This is a genomic window from Psychrobacillus sp. Z3-81, from assembly GCF_056620325.1.
The window spans coordinates 96,436-113,005 of the sequence record NZ_JBWQPU010000009.1; the positions used below are offsets into that span (position 1 = coordinate 96,436).

Consider the following 16,570-nt stretch of genomic DNA (forward strand, 5'->3'; position numbering starts at 1 on the left):
AGATGAGCATGCATTGGAATGGGAAAGACGTAACAGTATTTCAAACACAAAAAGAATACATTGACACAGCAGTAGTTCCGTTAGTTTTAGTGGATGGCTCAGAGCAAGGATTTCAATTCGCAGCATCTGCTGCGGATTTTACTTTGTCGCTAGCAAATGTAATTGAAAATCAATTTAAGGGAAGGGTTGTTTTATTTCCTTCCTTTTCTTATACACCATCACAGGACAAGCCTTCTTTACTAGAGGCTTGGAAGGGTGAACTAAGAAAAGCAGGGTTTAAGCATACTTTTTTCGTTACTTCTGATAGAGAGTGGAGTACAATAGCAGAAGATAGCATAATTTGGATACCATCCGTCCCGCTTGAATCGATGGATCAAAAAATGAAACTATCAATCTTGGAGGATCAACTTAGACAGCTTGTTCCTACTTTTGCGAAAAATTGGGCAAATCAGTGACAATATCTTTCATAAATTGTTCACAAAGTGTATAATTTGGCAAAGGATTATTGACCTTGGATTTTTATTGATATATCATGGATATGTCCTAGTATTGTCATTTCAAGCAAGTATGTCCATTGGACTGACCTTTAAGTTAGAGGGGGGAAAAGGATGAGTAACAATAAAGTTTCAAGACGCCAATTTCTAAGTTACACACTAACCGGTGTTGGTGGATTCATGGCAGCAGGTGCTTTAATGCCAATGGTTCGTTTTGCAGCTGATCCAATTCTGCAAAAGAAAGAGGACGGAGATTTCGTCACTACTGAAAAGAAAATTGCAGATATTACGGAAACACCAGAACGAGTTGACTTTACTTTTGAGCAAGTAGATGCTTGGTATACTTCTGATGTTACAAACGCTGCATGGGTGTACAGAGAAGGCGATCAAATTATTGCGCTTTCACCTATCTGTAAACACTTAGGCTGTACAGTTAACTGGGGAGGAGATCCAAAACAACCAAGTCAGTTCTTCTGTCCGTGTCACGCAGGCCGTTACGAAAAGAGTGGTAAAAATGTTCCTGGAACACCACCTCTAGGTCCGTTGGATCAATTTGAAGTTCGTGAAAAAGATGGCTTCCTGGAAATTGGAAAAGCTATACCTAACACAATAGCATAAGTAAGGGGGTACGACATCAGTGCTTAATAAAATCTATGATTGGGTGGATGAACGTCTGGATATTACACCGATTTGGCGTGATATTGCAGACCATGAAGTGCCAGAACACGTAAACCCTGCACACCATTTCTCTGCATTTGTATATTGTTTCGGAGGATTAACGTTCTTTATTACAGTAATTCAAATTTTATCTGGTATGTTCTTAACAATGTACTATGTTCCAGATATAGAAAATGCTTGGGAATCCGTATACTACCTTCAAAATGAGGTAGCGTTTGGTGAAATCGTGCGAGGAATGCATCACTGGGGAGCATCTCTAGTAATTGTTATGATGTTCTTACATACATTACGTGTATTCTTTACTGGTTCTTATAAAAAGCCTCGTGAACTAAACTGGATGGTCGGAGTATTAATCTTCGCTGTTATGTTAGGTTTAGGATTTACAGGTTACCTACTTCCTTGGGACATGAAAGCATTGTTCGCTACAAAAGTAGGTATTGAAATTGCAGCATCTGTGCCAGTTATTGGTGGAGTAATTAAGACATTGCTCGCTGGTGACGAAGCGATTCTCGGTGCTCAAACATTAACAAGATTCTTTGCGATTCATGTGTTCTTCCTGCCAGCCGCGTTGTTTGCGCTTTTAGCAGCACACTTTATCATGATTCGTCGTCAAGGTGTTTCTGGACCACTATAATGGGTAAGTGGTTCTGATAATTCGTAAAAGGAGGGGACAATATGCATCGCGGAAAAGGTTTAAAATTTGTAGGTGACTCACGTGTAACAGATCCTTCTAGCCGAAAAAAGAAAATGCCTAAAGATTATTCAGAATATCCTGGGAAAACAGAAGCTTTCTGGCCTGACTTCCTATTGAAAGAATGGTTAGTAGGAGCGGTTTTCTTAATCGGTTATCTAGTACTGACTGTTTCACATCCTTCACCATTAGAACGACCAGCTGATCCAACTGATACAGCGTATATACCTTTACCAGACTGGTACTTTTTATTCTTATACCAATTATTAAAATATGAATTCGCTGCTGGTCAGTATAATATTATCGGTGCAATTATTATGCCAGGATTAGCGTTTGGTGCATTATTATTAGTACCATTCTTAGATACAAGCAAAGAAAGAAGTCCATGGAAACGTCCATTACCAACAGGCTTCATGTTATTAGCAGTTGCATCTATTATCTATTTAACTTGGGAATCAGTAGCAAACCACGACTGGGAAGCTGCAAAAGCTCAAGGTGAAATTAGAGAAGAAGTTGCGATTGAAATCGATGAAACAGCTCCAGGTTACGAAATCTACCAAGGTTCTACTTGTATAGGCTGTCACGGTAACGCATTTGAGGGAGGTATAGGTAAGCCACTTATTGGTTTAACCTACACTGCTGAAGAAATCGTTGAAATAGCTCATGAAGGTATTGGATCAATGCCTGGTAATCAGTGGACTTCTGGAACAGAAGAAGAGTTACAAGAGCTTGCTGAATTTATCACAACGCTTCAACCAGAAGAATAATTTATTTGTAAGAGAGTCAGATTCTGACTCTCTTTTTCTGAAAATAGGAATGTTTATTTATATTTTCAAATTTATGTCTACCTTGCATACGGGAGAGTCTAGCTAAGTGAAGAATTATCTACAGTTAATCTTGTTTAATAAGACATTTATGTGGTTGTTAGTCATTATTAATCTATTCGGCACCATCTATGGGTACTTATGGTATGGAAACCAGCTATCCGTGACAGAACCAATATATTATATTTTTGTACCTGACAGTCCAACAGCAAGCTTATTTTTTACGATTGCATTGTTTGGCTGGCTAATGAAGAAAAACTGGAAGTTGATAGAGGCTTTGGCTTTGATTACATTAGTAAAGTATGGTTTGTGGGCTGTCGTGATGAATATTTGGACGTATTTTGAGAATGACTATCTACATTGGACCGGATGGATGTTAGTAGGATCTCATTTTGCGATGGCTTTACAGGCCGTACTTTATATTCCATTCTACCGCTTTCGTTGGATCCATGTGCTTATAGCTGCGATTTGGACATTGCATAATGACGTCATAGACTATTTATTTGGTCAAATGCCGGTATACAGTATTATAAATAAATATACGGAAAATGTCGGGTATTTTACTTTTTGGTTATCAATCGCATGTATTGCTCTGGCAATCATTGTAACAAAAAAAGTGGAGAGCGAGAAAGTTGATTTGAAGCCACATATCTATTAAAATGTTATATATAGAACGAGAGGGGGATATCTGTAAAAAATGTCAATGACGTCGATGATTATTTACTTCGGGATAATAATTTTGTTACCTATTTATGCACAGATGAAAGTCAAAGGTGCATACAAAAAATATTCAAAAGTTCGTTCTACATCAGGGATGTCTGGTGCAGAAGTTGCAAGAAAGATTCTAGATGCAAATGGTCTATATGATGTAAAAGTAGTAGAGAGCTCAGGTTTTCTAAGTGATCATTACAACCCGATGACCAAAATAGTAGCACTGTCTTCTCATAACTATCATGAAGCTTCTGTTGCAGGAGCAGCGATTGCAGCGCATGAGGTGGGACACGCAATTCAACATAAAGAGGCGTATTCTTTCTTAACTTTCCGCCACAAACTAGTTCCGATTGCGAACATCTCTTCTAATGCATCATGGATTTTCATCATGATAGGTATTTTTTCAACGATAAGCGAGTTATTACTTTTAGGTATTGTGCTTATGGCAGCTGGAGTTGTTTTCCAACTGGTTACATTACCTGTAGAGTTCAATGCATCTAATAGAGCCATGAATCAAATGGTATCCTTAGGCATTATCCGAAACGAAGAAGAGCCGCATGCCAAAAAGGTATTAAACGCAGCTGCGTTAACATATGTTGCAGCAGCAGCAGTTGCAGTACTTGAGTTATTGCGTTTAGTGTTAATCTATACTGGTATGACAAGAGACGAATAATAAGCAAAAGGATTGTGGAGCAACTATGCGCACAATCCTTTTTTATTTGTTAATCTCCAACTATTTCAAAGAAATCCTCTTGAATTTTTGGATCAATGATTTGATAAATTTCTTTTTTCTCTTCATCAAAAATGGATAGATAACCGTCTTTTGAGATATCGATATGGAAAGATATATTACTTCCTCTAACCGTAAGAATATAGTCAGCAGGGTCATTTTTAGAAAGCCAAGCTTTTTTTAGTTCTACATTTTTTAATATTTCCTTTAGTTGAGTAACCTCTTCTTCAGATAAATCCTGCATATTAACCTCTTCATCTAAAGTTATCACGGTCGCAGCATTGATTTTCTCTAGATGCTTATTTTTTTCGGTCAAAATGTCATCTACTAAGGATTTTGTGCTTGATTCGCTTATGAAATAAAAGAATAAAATGCTACCTATTAAGATAACTGTTGTGATCATGAAGTACTTTTTTCTACTCAACTTCTCATTCCTTTCTTTAGAAAACCAAACTATCTTATCTGTTATTATATGGTATTTTTTAGTATATTCAAAGATTTGTTGTGCTACCTCTTGTGGAAGAGGGTCTTGAATGCTCTCCTTAGGAGTAGCAAAATGAACGGAAAGAAAAGGGAAACAACGTAAAACTGCTAGTCAATGGAATTAACCAGTTACCTAACAAATAGCAATAAAAAAAACCTTCTGTCTTTTCAAGGGGAAAAGATAGAAGGTTTTTGTCTTTAATGGATTGGTTTCTTTTCTTCATCTAATGTAAACCCTTCACCCATGACATCGTTTGTTTCGGTAACAGAAACAAAGGCATGAGGATCTACGGAGGTGATAATATTTTTTAAACGGATAATTTCATTTTTAGAAATGACACAGTAGAGAATCTCCCGGTCTTTTTTTGTATAGTGACCATAGCCTTTAAGTACTGTAACCCCACGACCCATTTCCGAAATAATCCGGTTGGCAATGGCGTCTTGATGATCTGATATAATAAATGCACCCCTAGCAGCATATCCACCTTCTTGTACAAAGTCGATTACTCTCGCTCCTACAAACACGGCAACCAACGTATACATCATCGAGCGCATATCTAAGAAGGTGATCCAAGATATCAGAATAATAACTGCATCGAATACAAACATTGTTTTACCGATACTCCATCCGAAGTATTTTTGTACAAGCCTTGCAATTATATCTACACCACCAGTAGTCCCGCCTGCTCTGAATATAATTCCTAAGCCTACTCCTACAAATACCCCCGCAAATAGAGATGCCAAAAATAAATCATCTTGAAGTCCCATCTGTTGTTCATACATTTGAAATATTTTCAGGAAGACAGACACTGAGATTGTTCCTATAATAGTATAGTAGAATACTTTCCGCCCCAGCAGCTTCCAACCAATAAAAAATATGGGGATATTTAATAATAAATTCATTAGTGAAACATCCCAGTTGAATGCAAAATAAAGGATTAGTGTGATTCCTGAAAATCCTCCTTCTCCTAAAGCATTTTGCATATTAAAATGAACAAAGCCAAAACTAAAGATGGCTGCACCAATTATTATCATGAGTATATTTTTAAATTTTAGTCCCAATCCCATTGAACCACCTCTTTCGTTCGTCCATACTTTAATCTATATTATTTTATACATTTTGACAACTGCAGTACATTTTTATTACGATGTGTGTAGGAGAGTGAAATTATGCCAGAAAACAAAACGTTACATAATTTACAAAAAGAAGTGGACGCATACATAAGTCAATTCAAAGAGGGCTATTTTCCGCCTATGGAGCTGATTGCAAGATTAACAGAGGAGCTTGGTGAGCTTTCTAGAGAAGTTCAACATAAATATGGAACGAAAAAGAAGAAAAATACAGAGGTTGAAAAAGAATTGGCAGAAGAGATGGGCGATATCTTTTTTGTCTTAATCTGCTTGGCGAATTCAGAAGGAATTGACTTGCAGCAGTCTTTAGAAAAAGTCCTGCACAAGTTTAATACGCGAGATAAAGACCGTTGGACGAGAAAGGAGGACTAAGCATGGTGATTAAAGTAGCAATTGCTGGACCAAGAGGCAAGATGGGAAAAGAGACTGTAGGAACGATCATTAAAAATGAAGAATTTTTATTGGTTGGTTTATTAGATAACAAAAAAGTAGAAACTTCTTTAGGGGATATTCCTATTTTTACTTCCTTAAAGGAGCTGATCAAGGAAACAGAGCCGGATGTATTAGTGGATTTAACGGTTCCTTCCTCTGTTTATGAGCATGCCATTACTGCACTGGAATATGGGGTTAGACCAGTAATCGGTACAACGGGCTTTTCTGAGGAGCAGCTGGAAATAATCAGCAACATGGTGGAGGAGAAAGGAATTGGCTGTATAATTGCACCTAACTTTTCTATTGGAGCTGTCTTAATGATGAAATTTGCACAAACAGCAGCAAAATACTTACCGGATGTAGAGATTATTGAAATGCATCATGATCAAAAGCTTGACGCACCATCAGGAACTGCTCTAAAGACGGCCCAAATGATTCAACAAGTAAGAAACAGTAAAACACAAGGGAACGAAAAGGAAGAGGAGCTAATGGAAAGTGCACGTGGAGCTGAGCTTGATGGGATGCGTATCCATAGTGTTCGACTTCCAGGCTTGGTCGCCCATCAGCAGGTCTTACTAGGCGGAGAAGGGCAATTGTTAACGTTGAAGCATGATTCCTTCCATCGTTCATCTTATATGTCTGGTATTGTCCTTTCCATAGAAGAAGTGATGAAGCAAAATAAATTAATTTATGGTTTAGAAGAAATAATCCTGTAGGAGGAAGTTATTTTGAAGATAGCATTAGTAGCACATGATAAGAAAAAAGATGATTTAATTCAATTTGTTACCGCTTATAAGCCTATTTTAGACCAGCATGATTTGTTCGCTACTGGAACAACTGGTACACGCATTATCAACGAGGTTGGCTTAAGGGTATTCCGTTATAAATCAGGTCCTCTTGGAGGAGATCAACAAATTGGATCAGCCATTGCAAACAATGAAATGGATATGGTCATCTTTTTCCGAGATCCGTTAACTGCACAGCCTCATGAGCCTGATGTTACTGCATTAATTCGACTTTGTGATGTATACCAAATTCCATTAGCAACAAACATGGGAACTGCGGAGGTTTTGCTTAAAGGAATCGAAAGCGGCTTCTTAGATTGGAGAAAGCTAGCAGAAAGACGAGCCCTCTAAGAGGGAAAGGAGCATAAAATGAGAAAGTTGAAAATAGGGATTACCTGTTATCCAACAGTAGGAGGCTCAGGTGTTATTGCAACCGAGCTAGGAAAGATGCTTGCTGAAAAGGGACATGAAATACATTTTATTACGTCCAGCATTCCTTTTCGGTTGAATAAAGTTTATCCTACTATTACATTTCACCAAGTAGAGGTGAATAGCTATTCTGTATTCCAATATGCTCCTTACGATATTGCATTGGCAAACAAAATGGCAGAGGTAATCATTGACCAAAAGCTGGATGTACTGCATGTTCACTATGCGATTCCACATGCAGTTTGTGCCATATTAGCAAGAGACATTGCCGGAACAGATGTAGGGATTGTCACCACCCTTCATGGTACTGATATTACCGTTCTTGGATATGATTCTTCCTTAACCGGCGCCATCCGTTATGGAATAGAGAAATCAGACGTGGTTACTGCTGTTTCTCAATCCTTAGTAGACCAGACGAAGGAATTGATCGATACGGACAAGCAGATAGAAACTGTTTATAATTTCTTAGATGAACGAGAATATCATAAAAAGGATAGTAGTCATCTAAAGGAAATGCTCGGGATTAAACCGGATGAAAAGGTTGTTATCCATGTTTCTAATTTCCGGAAGGTAAAGCATGTACCAGATGTGGTAAAGAGCTTCGAGCTAATTCGAAAATCGCTTCCTGCCAAGCTTTTGCTCGTAGGAGATGGTCCAGAAAAGCACCCGATTATGGAATATATCAAGGGATCTCCCTTTGAGCAGGACATCCTTTTCCTTGGAAAGCAAGAGAATGTTTCAGAGCTGTACTCTATAGCTGATTTAATGCTTTTATTGTCGGAGAAAGAATCATTCGGTCTCGTGCTACTGGAGGCGATGGCTTGTGGAGTACCATGCATAGGTACTGAAGTAGGTGGGATTCCAGAGGTAATTACCCATGGAGAGAATGGTTTCCTTGTTCCCCTTGGTGATATAGGAAGAGTATCGGATTATGGAATCCAAATTCTAATGGATGATCACTTACATAACACCTTAAAGGAAAATGCATTAAAAACAGTGCAAGAAAAATTTAATTCTGCAAAAATTGTTCAGCAGTATGAAGCGCTATATGAAAGAGTGGCGAAAAGGTAAAATGATGAGAACACGCTGGCCAGATGCTTACAAAATCATCGAGGTACTAGAAGAAGCGGGCTTTGAAGCATATGTGGTTGGTGGTGCTGTTCGAGATTATGTGCGGGGAGTGGCAGCAAATGACGTGGATATCACGACCAATGCTCTCCCTCATGAAATTCAGTCGCTTTTCCCCAATACGATTGACGTGGGAATTGAGCATGGAACGGTCATAGTGGTCTTGGACACGCCAATCGAAGTAACCACTTATCGAAGCGAGTCTACCTATACCGATCATAGGAGACCCGATGAGGTGACCTTTGTACGCTCTCTCCAAGAGGATTTAATGAGGCGCGATTTTACGATGAACGCTATGGCACTTTCTAAACAGGATGAGCTTATTGATTTCTTTGGCGGAAGAAAAGATATAGATGCGCAAATCATCCGAGCGGTCGGAGAGCCTCTTAAGCGTTTCTCTGAGGACGCCCTTCGTATGCTCCGAGCAGTTCGGTTCTCCTCTCAGCTTGGCTACCAGCTGGATGCGGCTACTTATGAGGCGATAAAAGAGCTTGCTCCCTTGTTATCTCACGTATCCATGGAACGGGTAAAGGTAGAGCTCGAGAAAATCTGGATGAGTCCCTATCCAACTCAAGGGATGCAACTTTTTGTGGAAACCGGACTAGCTAACTGCTTTCAAGGAAAATGGACAGAAACTGTTTGGAACGAGTTTCATAGCTTTGGAATAAAGAAAAATGGTTGGGCATACTTCTTTTCATGCCAAGAAAAAGAAAATGTCGAACAACTTCTTTCCTATTACAAATGCTCCAACGAGGAAAAAAAGCATGTAAGACAGGTATTACAAGCTATAGAAGAGCGAAAGAAGGGACCATGGACAGTAAATCATTTTTTTCTGTATTCCACAGAGGTCTTACAAGCCGCTCAAGCATACAGCTCGGAAACTGGTACGCTCTATACGATGGACGAGCTTTGTGCAATAAAGGAAGGGCTGCCTATCCGTTCGGTCAAGGAGCTTGCGGTCAACGGGAATGACTTGATGAATTGGTCTGGAAAGAAAAGAGGTCCATGGATTAAGGAAGTATTACAGCACTTAGTCCAAGAGGTGCTAACAAACCAAGTAGCAAACGACGTTGCTACCATAAAGGAATGGTTCATTCATGAATATCCAAACAAAGAAAATCATTCTGGATAAGCTGGGTTCAGCGAAAGAGCCGATTTCCGGCCAGATGCTAGCCGATGAGCTTCAAATTTCTAGGACGATGATTTGGAAATATCTAAAAATCCTCGAGGAAGAGGGCTATGAAATTGAGGCAATCAAGAAAAAGGGCTATTTATTAAAAAGTACCCCTGATTTGGTAAGCCCGGAAAGAATTGAGCCTCTTCTTCAAACGGAGCATATTGGATGCACTCTTCTTTATTATCCAACATGTGATTCTACCCAACGAATCGCAGCAATCGAGGCAAGAGAAGGAGTACCTCATGGAACGGTCGTCATATCCGATGAGCAAACAGCAGGGAGAGGTCGACTAGATCGCAGCTGGAGTTCTGCTCCAAACAAAGGAATTTGGATGAGCGTGATTCTAAGACCGGACATCAGCCCTCAATATGCCTCCGCCTATACGCTTGTCGCTGCCGTTGCGGTAGCAAAAGCAATAGAAGAGGTTACTGACGGCTTGCCTCGCATTAAATGGCCAAATGATTTACTAATAGGCGGGAAAAAGGTAACCGGCATCTTAACGGAGCTACAAGCGGACATGGACCGAGTGCATAGCATCATCATTGGGATAGGGATAAATGTAAACCATGAGGCAGCTGCCTTTCCAGAGGAGCTCCAGTCCATAGCGACCTCTATCAGGCTTTCAACTGGAAAGACAGTCGACCGTGCTCTTCTCGCAGCTAAAGTAATGCAATATCTAGAAAAGTACACAAAGCTATACGAAGAACATGGATTCAAGCCTATCAAACTGTTATGGGAGAGCTATAATTGCACAATCGGCTCCCGTATTAGAGCCACTACCATACGGGACACGTTTGAAGGAGTGGCTACTGCTATTACTGACGAGGGCATTCTACTACTTCAGCTCGACACTGGGGAAATAAAAGAAATAATTTCTGCAGATATCTCTCTTCTTGGAAAAAGATAATTTGGACGTAAGAAGAAATTTCTGTTATTCTGTAAGCGATGGGTAGTATCTTTTAAAGAACTGCACCAATGAAAACAGTAATTCATAAATGAATAGTTCTGCCTTGATCTTTTATTGACAGGGACGGAGAAAACCTGATTATGACTTTTCTGCCCTTATGTCCATTTGGATATGAAGGGCTTTCTATATGGTTTTCTCTTCTTCAAACAATTAAGGAGGGAAAAAGTTGAAAACAACTAGCAACTTTTTAACAATGAAGCAAAACAATGAAAAAATTACGATGATGACAGCGTATGATTATCCGACTGCGAAGCTTGCCGAATATGCAGGCATCGATATGATTTTAGTCGGAGATTCTTTGGGAATGGTCGTACTAGGCTACGATTCTACGGTTCTAGTGACATTGGACGATATGGTTCATCACGGGAAAGCCGTTCGAAGAGGAGCGCCAAACACCTTCCTTGTGGTAGATATGCCTTTTGGAACATACCACGGCTCACTGAATGAGACATTGCATCACGCGGTTCGCTTAATGCAAGAGACAGGAGCACAGGCTTTAAAGGTAGAGGGTGCAGATGATGTCATTCCTGTTATTAAAAAACTGACAAGTGCTGGAATTCCAGTTGTTGCTCATCTAGGCTTGACTCCGCAATCTGCTGGAGTGCTTGGTGGCTTCAAAGTGCAAGGTAAAACAGTAGAGGCTGCTGAGAAATTAATCCAAGATGCCTTAAAATGTCAAGAAGCGGGAGCTTTTGCCTTGGTATTAGAATGTATTCCTTTCCAATTGACAGAGCAAGTATCTAAGAGACTGACCATTCCAACCATTGGAATCGGAGCAGGTGTCACAGCGGATGGGCAAGTACTTGTATTCCATGACATGGTCAAATTCGGTTCCCACCATATTCCGAAATTTGTAAAGGAATTTGCCAATGTGGGAGAGCCAATCAAAGCAGGCATCGAGCAATATATCGCAGAAGTGAAAGCAGAAGTATTCCCAGCGAAGGAACATTCTTTTACAATGAAGGAAGATCAACTTCTTCAACTCTACGGAGGTAGTCATGCAAATAGCGAAAACAATTGAGGAGCTTCGTACAATCATTGAAGCCAATAAGCAAAAAACTATCGGTTTTGTCCCAACCATGGGATACTTACATGAGGGTCACCAATCCTTAATGAACAAGGCACGCGAGGAAAATGACCTTGTAGTTGCCAGCATCTTTGTAAATCCGGCTCAGTTTGGTCCAAACGAGGACCTGGACCGTTATCCAAGAGATTTAGAGCGTGATAAAAAAATAGCCACTGCAGCAGGCGTTGATGTACTATTCACTCCGACTCCGGAGGAAATGTATCCCTTTGAAAGTGGCATCAGCATTCACGTGGGCGATATTTCCACCAAGCTGTGTGGTGCAAGCAGACCCGGTCATTTCGATGGCGTGCTAAAGGTAATCACCAAGCTTTTCCATCTTGTGCAACCGACAAGAGCTTACTTCGGTCAAAAGGATGCACAGCAGCTTGCCATTGTGAAGCTATTCTCTGTCGCATATAACTTCCCGGTGGAGGTTATCGGCGTACCAACTGTGAGAGAAGCAGATGGCCTAGCGAAAAGCTCTCGTAATGTGTTTTTGAGCGATAAGGAAAGACAAGAGGCTACACATTTATATAAAGCATTACAGCTAGCAGAACAGGTATGGTCCGAAACAAAGGACATCGATAAAGCGGTTGAAAGTGGTAAGGAGTATATCTCCCAAAATACCTCAGGTAAAATCGACTACTTTGAAGTCCTAACCTATCCAACTTTGCAGCCAGTCACTGAATATGCAACACAGGTTTTATTTGCAACTGCCGTATTTTTTGAAAAAGCTCGTTTAATAGATAATATAATAGTAGAAGTAAAGGAAGTGTAATGATGTTACGTATGATGCTAAACGGGAAAATTCACCGTGCAGTAGTAACAGAAGCGGATCTAAACTATGTGGGAAGCATTACAATCGATCAAAATATTCTTGACGCAGTAGGCATGCTGCCAAACGAAAAAGTGCACATCGTCAACAACAATAATGGTGCACGCTTTGAAACATACATCATTGCTGGAGAAAGAGGCTCAGGAGTTATCTGCGTTAACGGCGCAGCTGCTCGACTTGTACAACGTGGAGACGTAGTAATCATCATTTCATATGCTTATGTCATGAATGAAGAAGCGAATGACCACCAACCAACAGTAGCAATTATGAATCCAGATAATACAATTAATCAAATCATTCACTACGAGCCAGAAGCTACAGTAATGTAAACGAGAGACTGTATACAAGCGTCCTATCGCTTGTATACAGTCTTTTTAGTTTGAGGTGGAGGGGTTGGTGAAGGTGCTTGAGGTTAGTAAAGACAACTGGCAGTGAGAAGTTGCGGTAATTGAGGTGGTTTTTGCGACGATGAATTTCTAGGTGCTCTGCTGGAGCGCTTTTGCTACAATGGTCGCTATTTTTACGACAATGGACATGGTTTTTGCTACAATCAAGCTCATTTTTGCTACAATCAATTTCTCGGGAGATCTGCTGGAGCGTTTTTGCTACAATGATCGCTATTTTTGCGACAATGGAAGTGGTTTTTGCTACAATCAAGTTCATTTTTGCAACAATCATTTTTCTCAAGTCCAGCAGGGTCATTTTTAAGTCATTAGGAATAGTTTTTACAACATTAAGCGTAATTTTTACAACATACAAGCCCATTTTTACAACATTAAGCATCATTTTTACACCATTCCAAGTTTCCGTTATTCGGCGGCTTTGTTTTTACAACATTAAGCGTAATTTTTACAACATACAAGCCCATTTTTTCAACATTAAGTATCATTTTACAACATTCCAACTTTCAAATGCCTGGGGATACATTTCCCCGATACTAGAGCTCATTTCTACAACAAGAATCTTTTCGCTATATAGCTCATGCTCTATCTAACGGAATTCCATCCCAATACTCCAGAATAACGAGCAGTCCTATACATAAAAACATCATCATGTTTCCTTTCTCAACATTTCCTATCCCATGAAAGAATATGGTACAATTTTTTTGAGGCAAAATTGTACATCTACCTTCTTTGTGAAGGAATAAGCTATATAAATGAAGGGTTACGTTGCTCTAGCTTTAGGCTAGAGAAGGACACCCGTTAACCTTGAGAAGTAAAAAAATGAAATTATGACGGTGAGTTGAGAAAATTGAAAAATCACAAATATGCTGTTGTGGATATTGAAACAACAGGTCATTCATCTTCTGGTGGCGATCGGATTATTCAACTTGCCATTGTGTTTATAGAGAATCAACAAGTGACGAATACATTCACAACATTTATTAATCCAGAGCGAAAAATTCCTGCTTTTATACAAGATTTAACCCATATACAGGATGAGGATGTAGCGGATGCTCCTATATTTGAAATGGTAGCGCCGAACGTGCTTGATATGCTGCAGGATACGATTTTTGTAGCGCATAACGTGCTGTTCGACCTTTCTTTTTTACAGAAGGAGCTGAAGAGAGTTGGATTGCCAAAGCTGGTCTGTAAAACGATAGATACAGTGGAATTTGTGAAGCTTATGTATCCGAACCTTTATAGCTTTAAGCTTCAGGATATCGCAGTGGAGCTGGGGATCGAGTTAGAATCAGCACATCGAGCGGATGATGATGCTCTTGCAACTGCTCATTTATTATTAAAATGCTGTGAAAGGGCTAGGCAGCTTCCACTTAAGACGCTCGAGTTACTGCATAAACGATCCTTTCAGTTGAAATCGAATGTATCTCTTCTCTTTTATGATATGTTGAATGAAAAGCGAAAAGAGACAGTTAGCAAGGAATACGATTTATTCAAAGGTATTCCCATTAGAAAAGCACCTTCTCTTCCACTAGTGACTTATGAGGATATTAGCTATCCAACTGATATGTTAGAAAAGAAGAAGCTTTTGAAAAGAGGCTTCTCCTCCTTTGAAGAGAGAGCAGGACAGTTTGAGCTAATGGACAGAGTGTACCAATCCTTTGTCAATAAAGAAGAAATCGTATGTGAAGCGGAAACGGGGATTGGCAAGACGCTTGGTTATCTGATACCCGCACTCATACATGCACTGAAGGAGCAGAAGCCGGTCATTATTAGTACGCATACGTCAAACTTAATTGATCAATTGATCGTGGATGAGATTCCAAAGCTTAAGCGTATATTGGGGGTCGACCTTCAGGTTGCCAAGCTACAGGGAATCCAGCATTATATCGATTTAAATAGGTTCTATGAGCAGCTTCATGGAGAGGACGAATCTTATGATGAAACCTTTACCATCATGCAAATTCTTGTTTGGCTGACTTTTACGGAAGAGGGGGACCTATCTGAGTTAAATGCCTCAGGTGGTGGGCAGCTTTTTCTCGAGAAGATTAGAAGAACGGCTGATCAATTACCGGTAGAGGGAAGAGAGCTAGACTTCTATCTCCGCGCTATCCAAAAAAGCAGAGCTTGTCACCTGCTTATCACGAATCATGCGATGATTATGACTGACAAGGATAGAGATTATAAGCTGCTTGCTCATGGCTGTGGCACCATTATTGATGAAGCCCATCAAATGATTACGGCAAGTATGTCCAAAAATGAACGTATTTTCTCCTATACGAATTGGAAGTATGTACTTGGTCAGTTTGGCTCCTTGGATACGGAGCAGTTGTTAAGCAGACTAACTCTGTTGAACGTTTCCTTGACCAATCGGATCAAGCTGGAGAAGGCATTATTCTATGTGATAGAGGCCTTTGATTCATCGATTTCTTATTTATTAAACGTTGTGCAGGCAATTCCTTCTTCGAATAAAGTAACGAAAAGGTCCTTAACATTAGAAGAGTTAATGCTGAACAAGTCGACTTTCGAGCAGGTTTCTGTCTGTATGCAGGATTTTATTGACTTGGCGAAGTCTATTCTTGCTACACATAGCAGCTTTTCAGACGATAAAGAAGTGGGCATCTTGAAGCATGAGTGGGAATTTTGGTTACGAGAGCTAGAGATCAAGGTGAGCGAATGGGATGAAATATTCCTAGTAGATGTGCCTTTAGAAGCGAAATGGCTTGAATTGGATACGAGAAGCATACCAGGAAGCATCACCGTGATTAAAAAGCCGTTGAATTACCAGCAGACAATAAAGGATGCAGTCGAGGGATTCCGACAAAATGGTGGAATCGTATGGACTTCAGGAACACTAACAGTCCCGACCAATCAGCACTTTATAACCAGTCAGCTTGGCTTGTCAGAGGATATTCCTATTTACAAGTTTTCCTCGTCTCCCGATTTTTATCAAGGAGCCGAGCTTCTGATTATAGACGATATGCCGGATATCCAACAGGTTTCCCAAGGAGAGTTCATTCAATCGGTTGCGGAGGCAATTGTACAAACGGTCCTTGTAACTGAAGGAAGATGCTTTGTTTTATTCACATCACAGGAAATGTTGCGTAGGACAGTAGAGCTGATACAAGAAACCGAGCTTTTAGAGGATTACATGCTATTTGCACAAGGCATTACCTCTGGGAGTAGGATGAAGCTGTTGAAATCCTTCCAACGATTTTCCAAGTCGATTTTATTTGGTACTAATAGCTTTTGGGAAGGGGTAGATGTTCCGGGAGAAGCCCTTTCAGTGGTCATCATGGTTCGACTGCCGTTTTCTTCCCCAGATGACCCACTTTTCAGACGTAGAGCCGAGTTGATTACGAAGAGTGGGGAAAATGCTTTTACCGCATATTCACTTCCCGAGGCGATTTTACGTTTTAGACAGGGCTTTGGACGATTGATTCGCTCAGCGACGGATAAAGGGGTCTTTATTGTGCTAGATAGACGAATTGAAACGAAATCATATGGAAGTAATTTCTTGCGAGCAATACCTAATATTCCGGTTAAGAAAGTATCTCTAGAAAATATAGTCTTAGAGCTCGAAAATTGGTATAATAATTAGGATGAGT

19 protein-coding genes are annotated in these 16,570 nt (G+C 40.0%); 16 read left to right on the plus strand and 3 right to left on the minus strand.

Annotated elements, in window-relative coordinates:
• Window positions 1-8: 8 nt before the first annotated feature.
• The 6 genes from AC1ECF_RS11490 to AC1ECF_RS11515 all read left to right on the plus strand — a co-directional run bounded on the left by AC1ECF_RS11490 (window position 9) and on the right by AC1ECF_RS11515 (window position 4,071).
• The gene (locus AC1ECF_RS11490; protein WP_480389557.1) at window positions 9-455 is read left to right on the plus strand and encodes a DUF2487 family protein; all 447 of its coding nucleotides are present in this window, start codon (window positions 9-11) and stop codon (window positions 453-455) included.
• Between the two features lie 153 nt (window positions 456-608).
• Window positions 609-1,112: a QcrA and Rieske domain-containing protein gene (locus AC1ECF_RS11495; RefSeq protein ID WP_480389558.1), complete on the plus strand. Its 504-nt coding sequence runs from the start codon at window positions 609-611 to the stop codon at window positions 1,110-1,112.
• A 19-nt stretch (window positions 1,113-1,131) separates the two neighbouring features.
• Window positions 1,132-1,806 carry a menaquinol-cytochrome c reductase cytochrome b subunit gene (qcrB, locus tag AC1ECF_RS11500; protein WP_480389559.1) on the plus strand — a complete coding sequence of 225 codons (675 nt, stop codon included), beginning with the start codon at window positions 1,132-1,134 and terminating at the stop codon, window positions 1,804-1,806.
• A gap of 41 nt (window positions 1,807-1,847) precedes the next feature.
• Window positions 1,848-2,630 (plus strand): c-type cytochrome, encoded by a 783-nt coding sequence (locus AC1ECF_RS11505; RefSeq protein ID WP_480389560.1) that lies wholly within the window; start codon window positions 1,848-1,850, stop codon window positions 2,628-2,630.
• 106 nt (window positions 2,631-2,736) lie between these two features.
• Window positions 2,737-3,345: a lipoprotein heptaprenylglyceryl N-acetyltransferase LhaT gene (gene lhaT / locus AC1ECF_RS11510; RefSeq protein WP_480389561.1), complete on the plus strand. Its 609-nt coding sequence runs from the start codon at window positions 2,737-2,739 to the stop codon at window positions 3,343-3,345.
• 39 nt (window positions 3,346-3,384) lie between these two features.
• Window positions 3,385-4,071, plus strand: coding sequence for a zinc metallopeptidase (locus AC1ECF_RS11515; RefSeq protein WP_480389562.1), 687 nt, complete (start codon window positions 3,385-3,387; stop codon window positions 4,069-4,071).
• Between the two features lie 49 nt (window positions 4,072-4,120).
• Here AC1ECF_RS11515 and AC1ECF_RS11520 read toward each other — a convergent pair whose 3' ends face one another.
• Together AC1ECF_RS11520 and AC1ECF_RS11525 are read right to left on the minus strand one after the other, a co-directional pair.
• Complete coding sequence (locus AC1ECF_RS11520) at window positions 4,121-4,552, minus strand: hypothetical protein (RefSeq protein WP_480389563.1); 432 nt, start codon at window positions 4,550-4,552, stop codon at window positions 4,121-4,123.
• Window positions 4,553-4,809: 257 nt separating this feature from the next.
• Window positions 4,810-5,679: a YitT family protein gene (locus AC1ECF_RS11525; protein ID WP_480389564.1), complete on the minus strand. Its 870-nt coding sequence runs from the start codon at window positions 5,677-5,679 to the stop codon at window positions 4,810-4,812.
• A 102-nt stretch (window positions 5,680-5,781) separates the two neighbouring features.
• Between AC1ECF_RS11525 and AC1ECF_RS11530 the strand changes: the two genes are divergently transcribed.
• The 9 genes from AC1ECF_RS11530 to panD all read left to right on the plus strand — a co-directional run bounded on the left by AC1ECF_RS11530 (window position 5,782) and on the right by panD (window position 12,890).
• Window positions 5,782-6,114 carry a nucleotide pyrophosphohydrolase gene (locus AC1ECF_RS11530; protein ID WP_480389565.1) on the plus strand — a complete coding sequence of 111 codons (333 nt, stop codon included), beginning with the start codon at window positions 5,782-5,784 and terminating at the stop codon, window positions 6,112-6,114.
• A 2-nt stretch (window positions 6,115-6,116) separates the two neighbouring features.
• A complete protein-coding gene (gene dapB, locus AC1ECF_RS11535) occupies window positions 6,117-6,890 on the plus strand; it encodes a 4-hydroxy-tetrahydrodipicolinate reductase (protein WP_480389566.1) in 774 nt (257 codons plus the stop codon).
• 12 nt (window positions 6,891-6,902) lie between these two features.
• Entirely contained in the window at window positions 6,903-7,310 is a 408-nt protein-coding gene (gene mgsA, locus AC1ECF_RS11540) for a methylglyoxal synthase (protein ID WP_480389567.1), read from the plus strand.
• Between the two features lie 18 nt (window positions 7,311-7,328).
• A complete protein-coding gene (gene bshA / locus AC1ECF_RS11545; RefSeq protein WP_480389568.1) occupies window positions 7,329-8,459 on the plus strand; it encodes an N-acetyl-alpha-D-glucosaminyl L-malate synthase BshA in 1,131 nt (376 codons plus the stop codon).
• A 4-nt stretch (window positions 8,460-8,463) separates the two neighbouring features.
• Entirely contained in the window at window positions 8,464-9,648 is a 1,185-nt protein-coding gene (locus AC1ECF_RS11550) for a CCA tRNA nucleotidyltransferase (protein WP_480389569.1), read from the plus strand.
• A complete protein-coding gene (locus AC1ECF_RS11555; protein WP_480389570.1) occupies window positions 9,614-10,600 on the plus strand; it encodes a biotin--[acetyl-CoA-carboxylase] ligase in 987 nt (328 codons plus the stop codon). Before AC1ECF_RS11550 ends, AC1ECF_RS11555 begins: the two co-directional genes overlap by 35 nt.
• 226 nt (window positions 10,601-10,826) lie before the next feature.
• Entirely contained in the window at window positions 10,827-11,681 is an 855-nt protein-coding gene (panB, locus tag AC1ECF_RS11560) for a 3-methyl-2-oxobutanoate hydroxymethyltransferase (protein ID WP_480389571.1), read from the plus strand.
• The gene (gene panC, locus AC1ECF_RS11565) at window positions 11,659-12,504 is read left to right on the plus strand and encodes a pantoate--beta-alanine ligase (RefSeq protein WP_480389572.1); all 846 of its coding nucleotides are present in this window, start codon (window positions 11,659-11,661) and stop codon (window positions 12,502-12,504) included. The genes panB and panC overlap by 23 nt, the downstream gene beginning before the upstream one ends.
• Window positions 12,505-12,506: 2 nt before the next feature.
• On the plus strand, window positions 12,507-12,890 hold the full coding sequence (gene panD, locus AC1ECF_RS11570) for an aspartate 1-decarboxylase (RefSeq protein ID WP_480389573.1): 384 nt from the start codon (window positions 12,507-12,509) through the stop codon (window positions 12,888-12,890).
• Here the strand turns inward: panD and AC1ECF_RS11575 are convergent.
• On the minus strand, window positions 12,877-13,344 hold the full coding sequence (locus tag AC1ECF_RS11575) for a hypothetical protein (protein WP_480389574.1): 468 nt from the start codon (window positions 13,342-13,344) through the stop codon (window positions 12,877-12,879). The genes panD and AC1ECF_RS11575 overlap by 14 nt on opposite strands.
• Before the next feature lie 468 nt (window positions 13,345-13,812).
• Here AC1ECF_RS11575 and dinG point away from each other — a divergent pair, with 468 nt between their 5' ends.
• Window positions 13,813-16,563 (plus strand): ATP-dependent DNA helicase DinG, encoded by a 2,751-nt coding sequence (dinG, locus tag AC1ECF_RS11580; protein WP_480389575.1) that lies wholly within the window; start codon window positions 13,813-13,815, stop codon window positions 16,561-16,563.
• Window positions 16,564-16,570: the final 7 nt, after the last annotated feature.

Bases quoted from the DNA above. Each gene is read 5' to 3' on its own strand.
- AC1ECF_RS11490 (WP_480389557.1), top strand. From the start codon at position 9: ATGCATTGGAATGGGAAAGACGTAACAGTATTTCAAACACAAAAAGAA.
- AC1ECF_RS11495 (WP_480389558.1), top strand. From the start codon at position 609: ATGAGTAACAATAAAGTTTCAAGACGCCAATTTCTAAGTTACACACTA.
- AC1ECF_RS11505 (WP_480389560.1), top strand. From the start codon at position 1,848: ATGCATCGCGGAAAAGGTTTAAAATTTGTAGGTGACTCACGTGTAACA.
- AC1ECF_RS11515 (WP_480389562.1), top strand. From the start codon at position 3,385: ATGTCAATGACGTCGATGATTATTTACTTCGGGATAATAATTTTGTTA.
- AC1ECF_RS11525 (WP_480389564.1), bottom strand. From the start codon at position 5,679: ATGGGATTGGGACTAAAATTTAAAAATATACTCATGATAATAATTGGT.
- AC1ECF_RS11530 (WP_480389565.1), top strand. From the start codon at position 5,782: ATGCCAGAAAACAAAACGTTACATAATTTACAAAAAGAAGTGGACGCA.
- dapB (WP_480389566.1), top strand. From the start codon at position 6,117: ATGGTGATTAAAGTAGCAATTGCTGGACCAAGAGGCAAGATGGGAAAA.
- bshA (WP_480389568.1), top strand. From the start codon at position 7,329: ATGAGAAAGTTGAAAATAGGGATTACCTGTTATCCAACAGTAGGAGGC.
- AC1ECF_RS11550 (WP_480389569.1), top strand. From the start codon at position 8,464: ATGAGAACACGCTGGCCAGATGCTTACAAAATCATCGAGGTACTAGAA.
- AC1ECF_RS11555 (WP_480389570.1), top strand. From the start codon at position 9,614: ATGAATATCCAAACAAAGAAAATCATTCTGGATAAGCTGGGTTCAGCG.
- panC (WP_480389572.1), top strand. From the start codon at position 11,659: ATGCAAATAGCGAAAACAATTGAGGAGCTTCGTACAATCATTGAAGCC.
- panD (WP_480389573.1), top strand. From the start codon at position 12,507: ATGTTACGTATGATGCTAAACGGGAAAATTCACCGTGCAGTAGTAACA.
- AC1ECF_RS11575 (WP_480389574.1), bottom strand. From the start codon at position 13,344: ATGCTTAATGTTGTAAAAATGGGCTTGTATGTTGTAAAAATTACGCTT.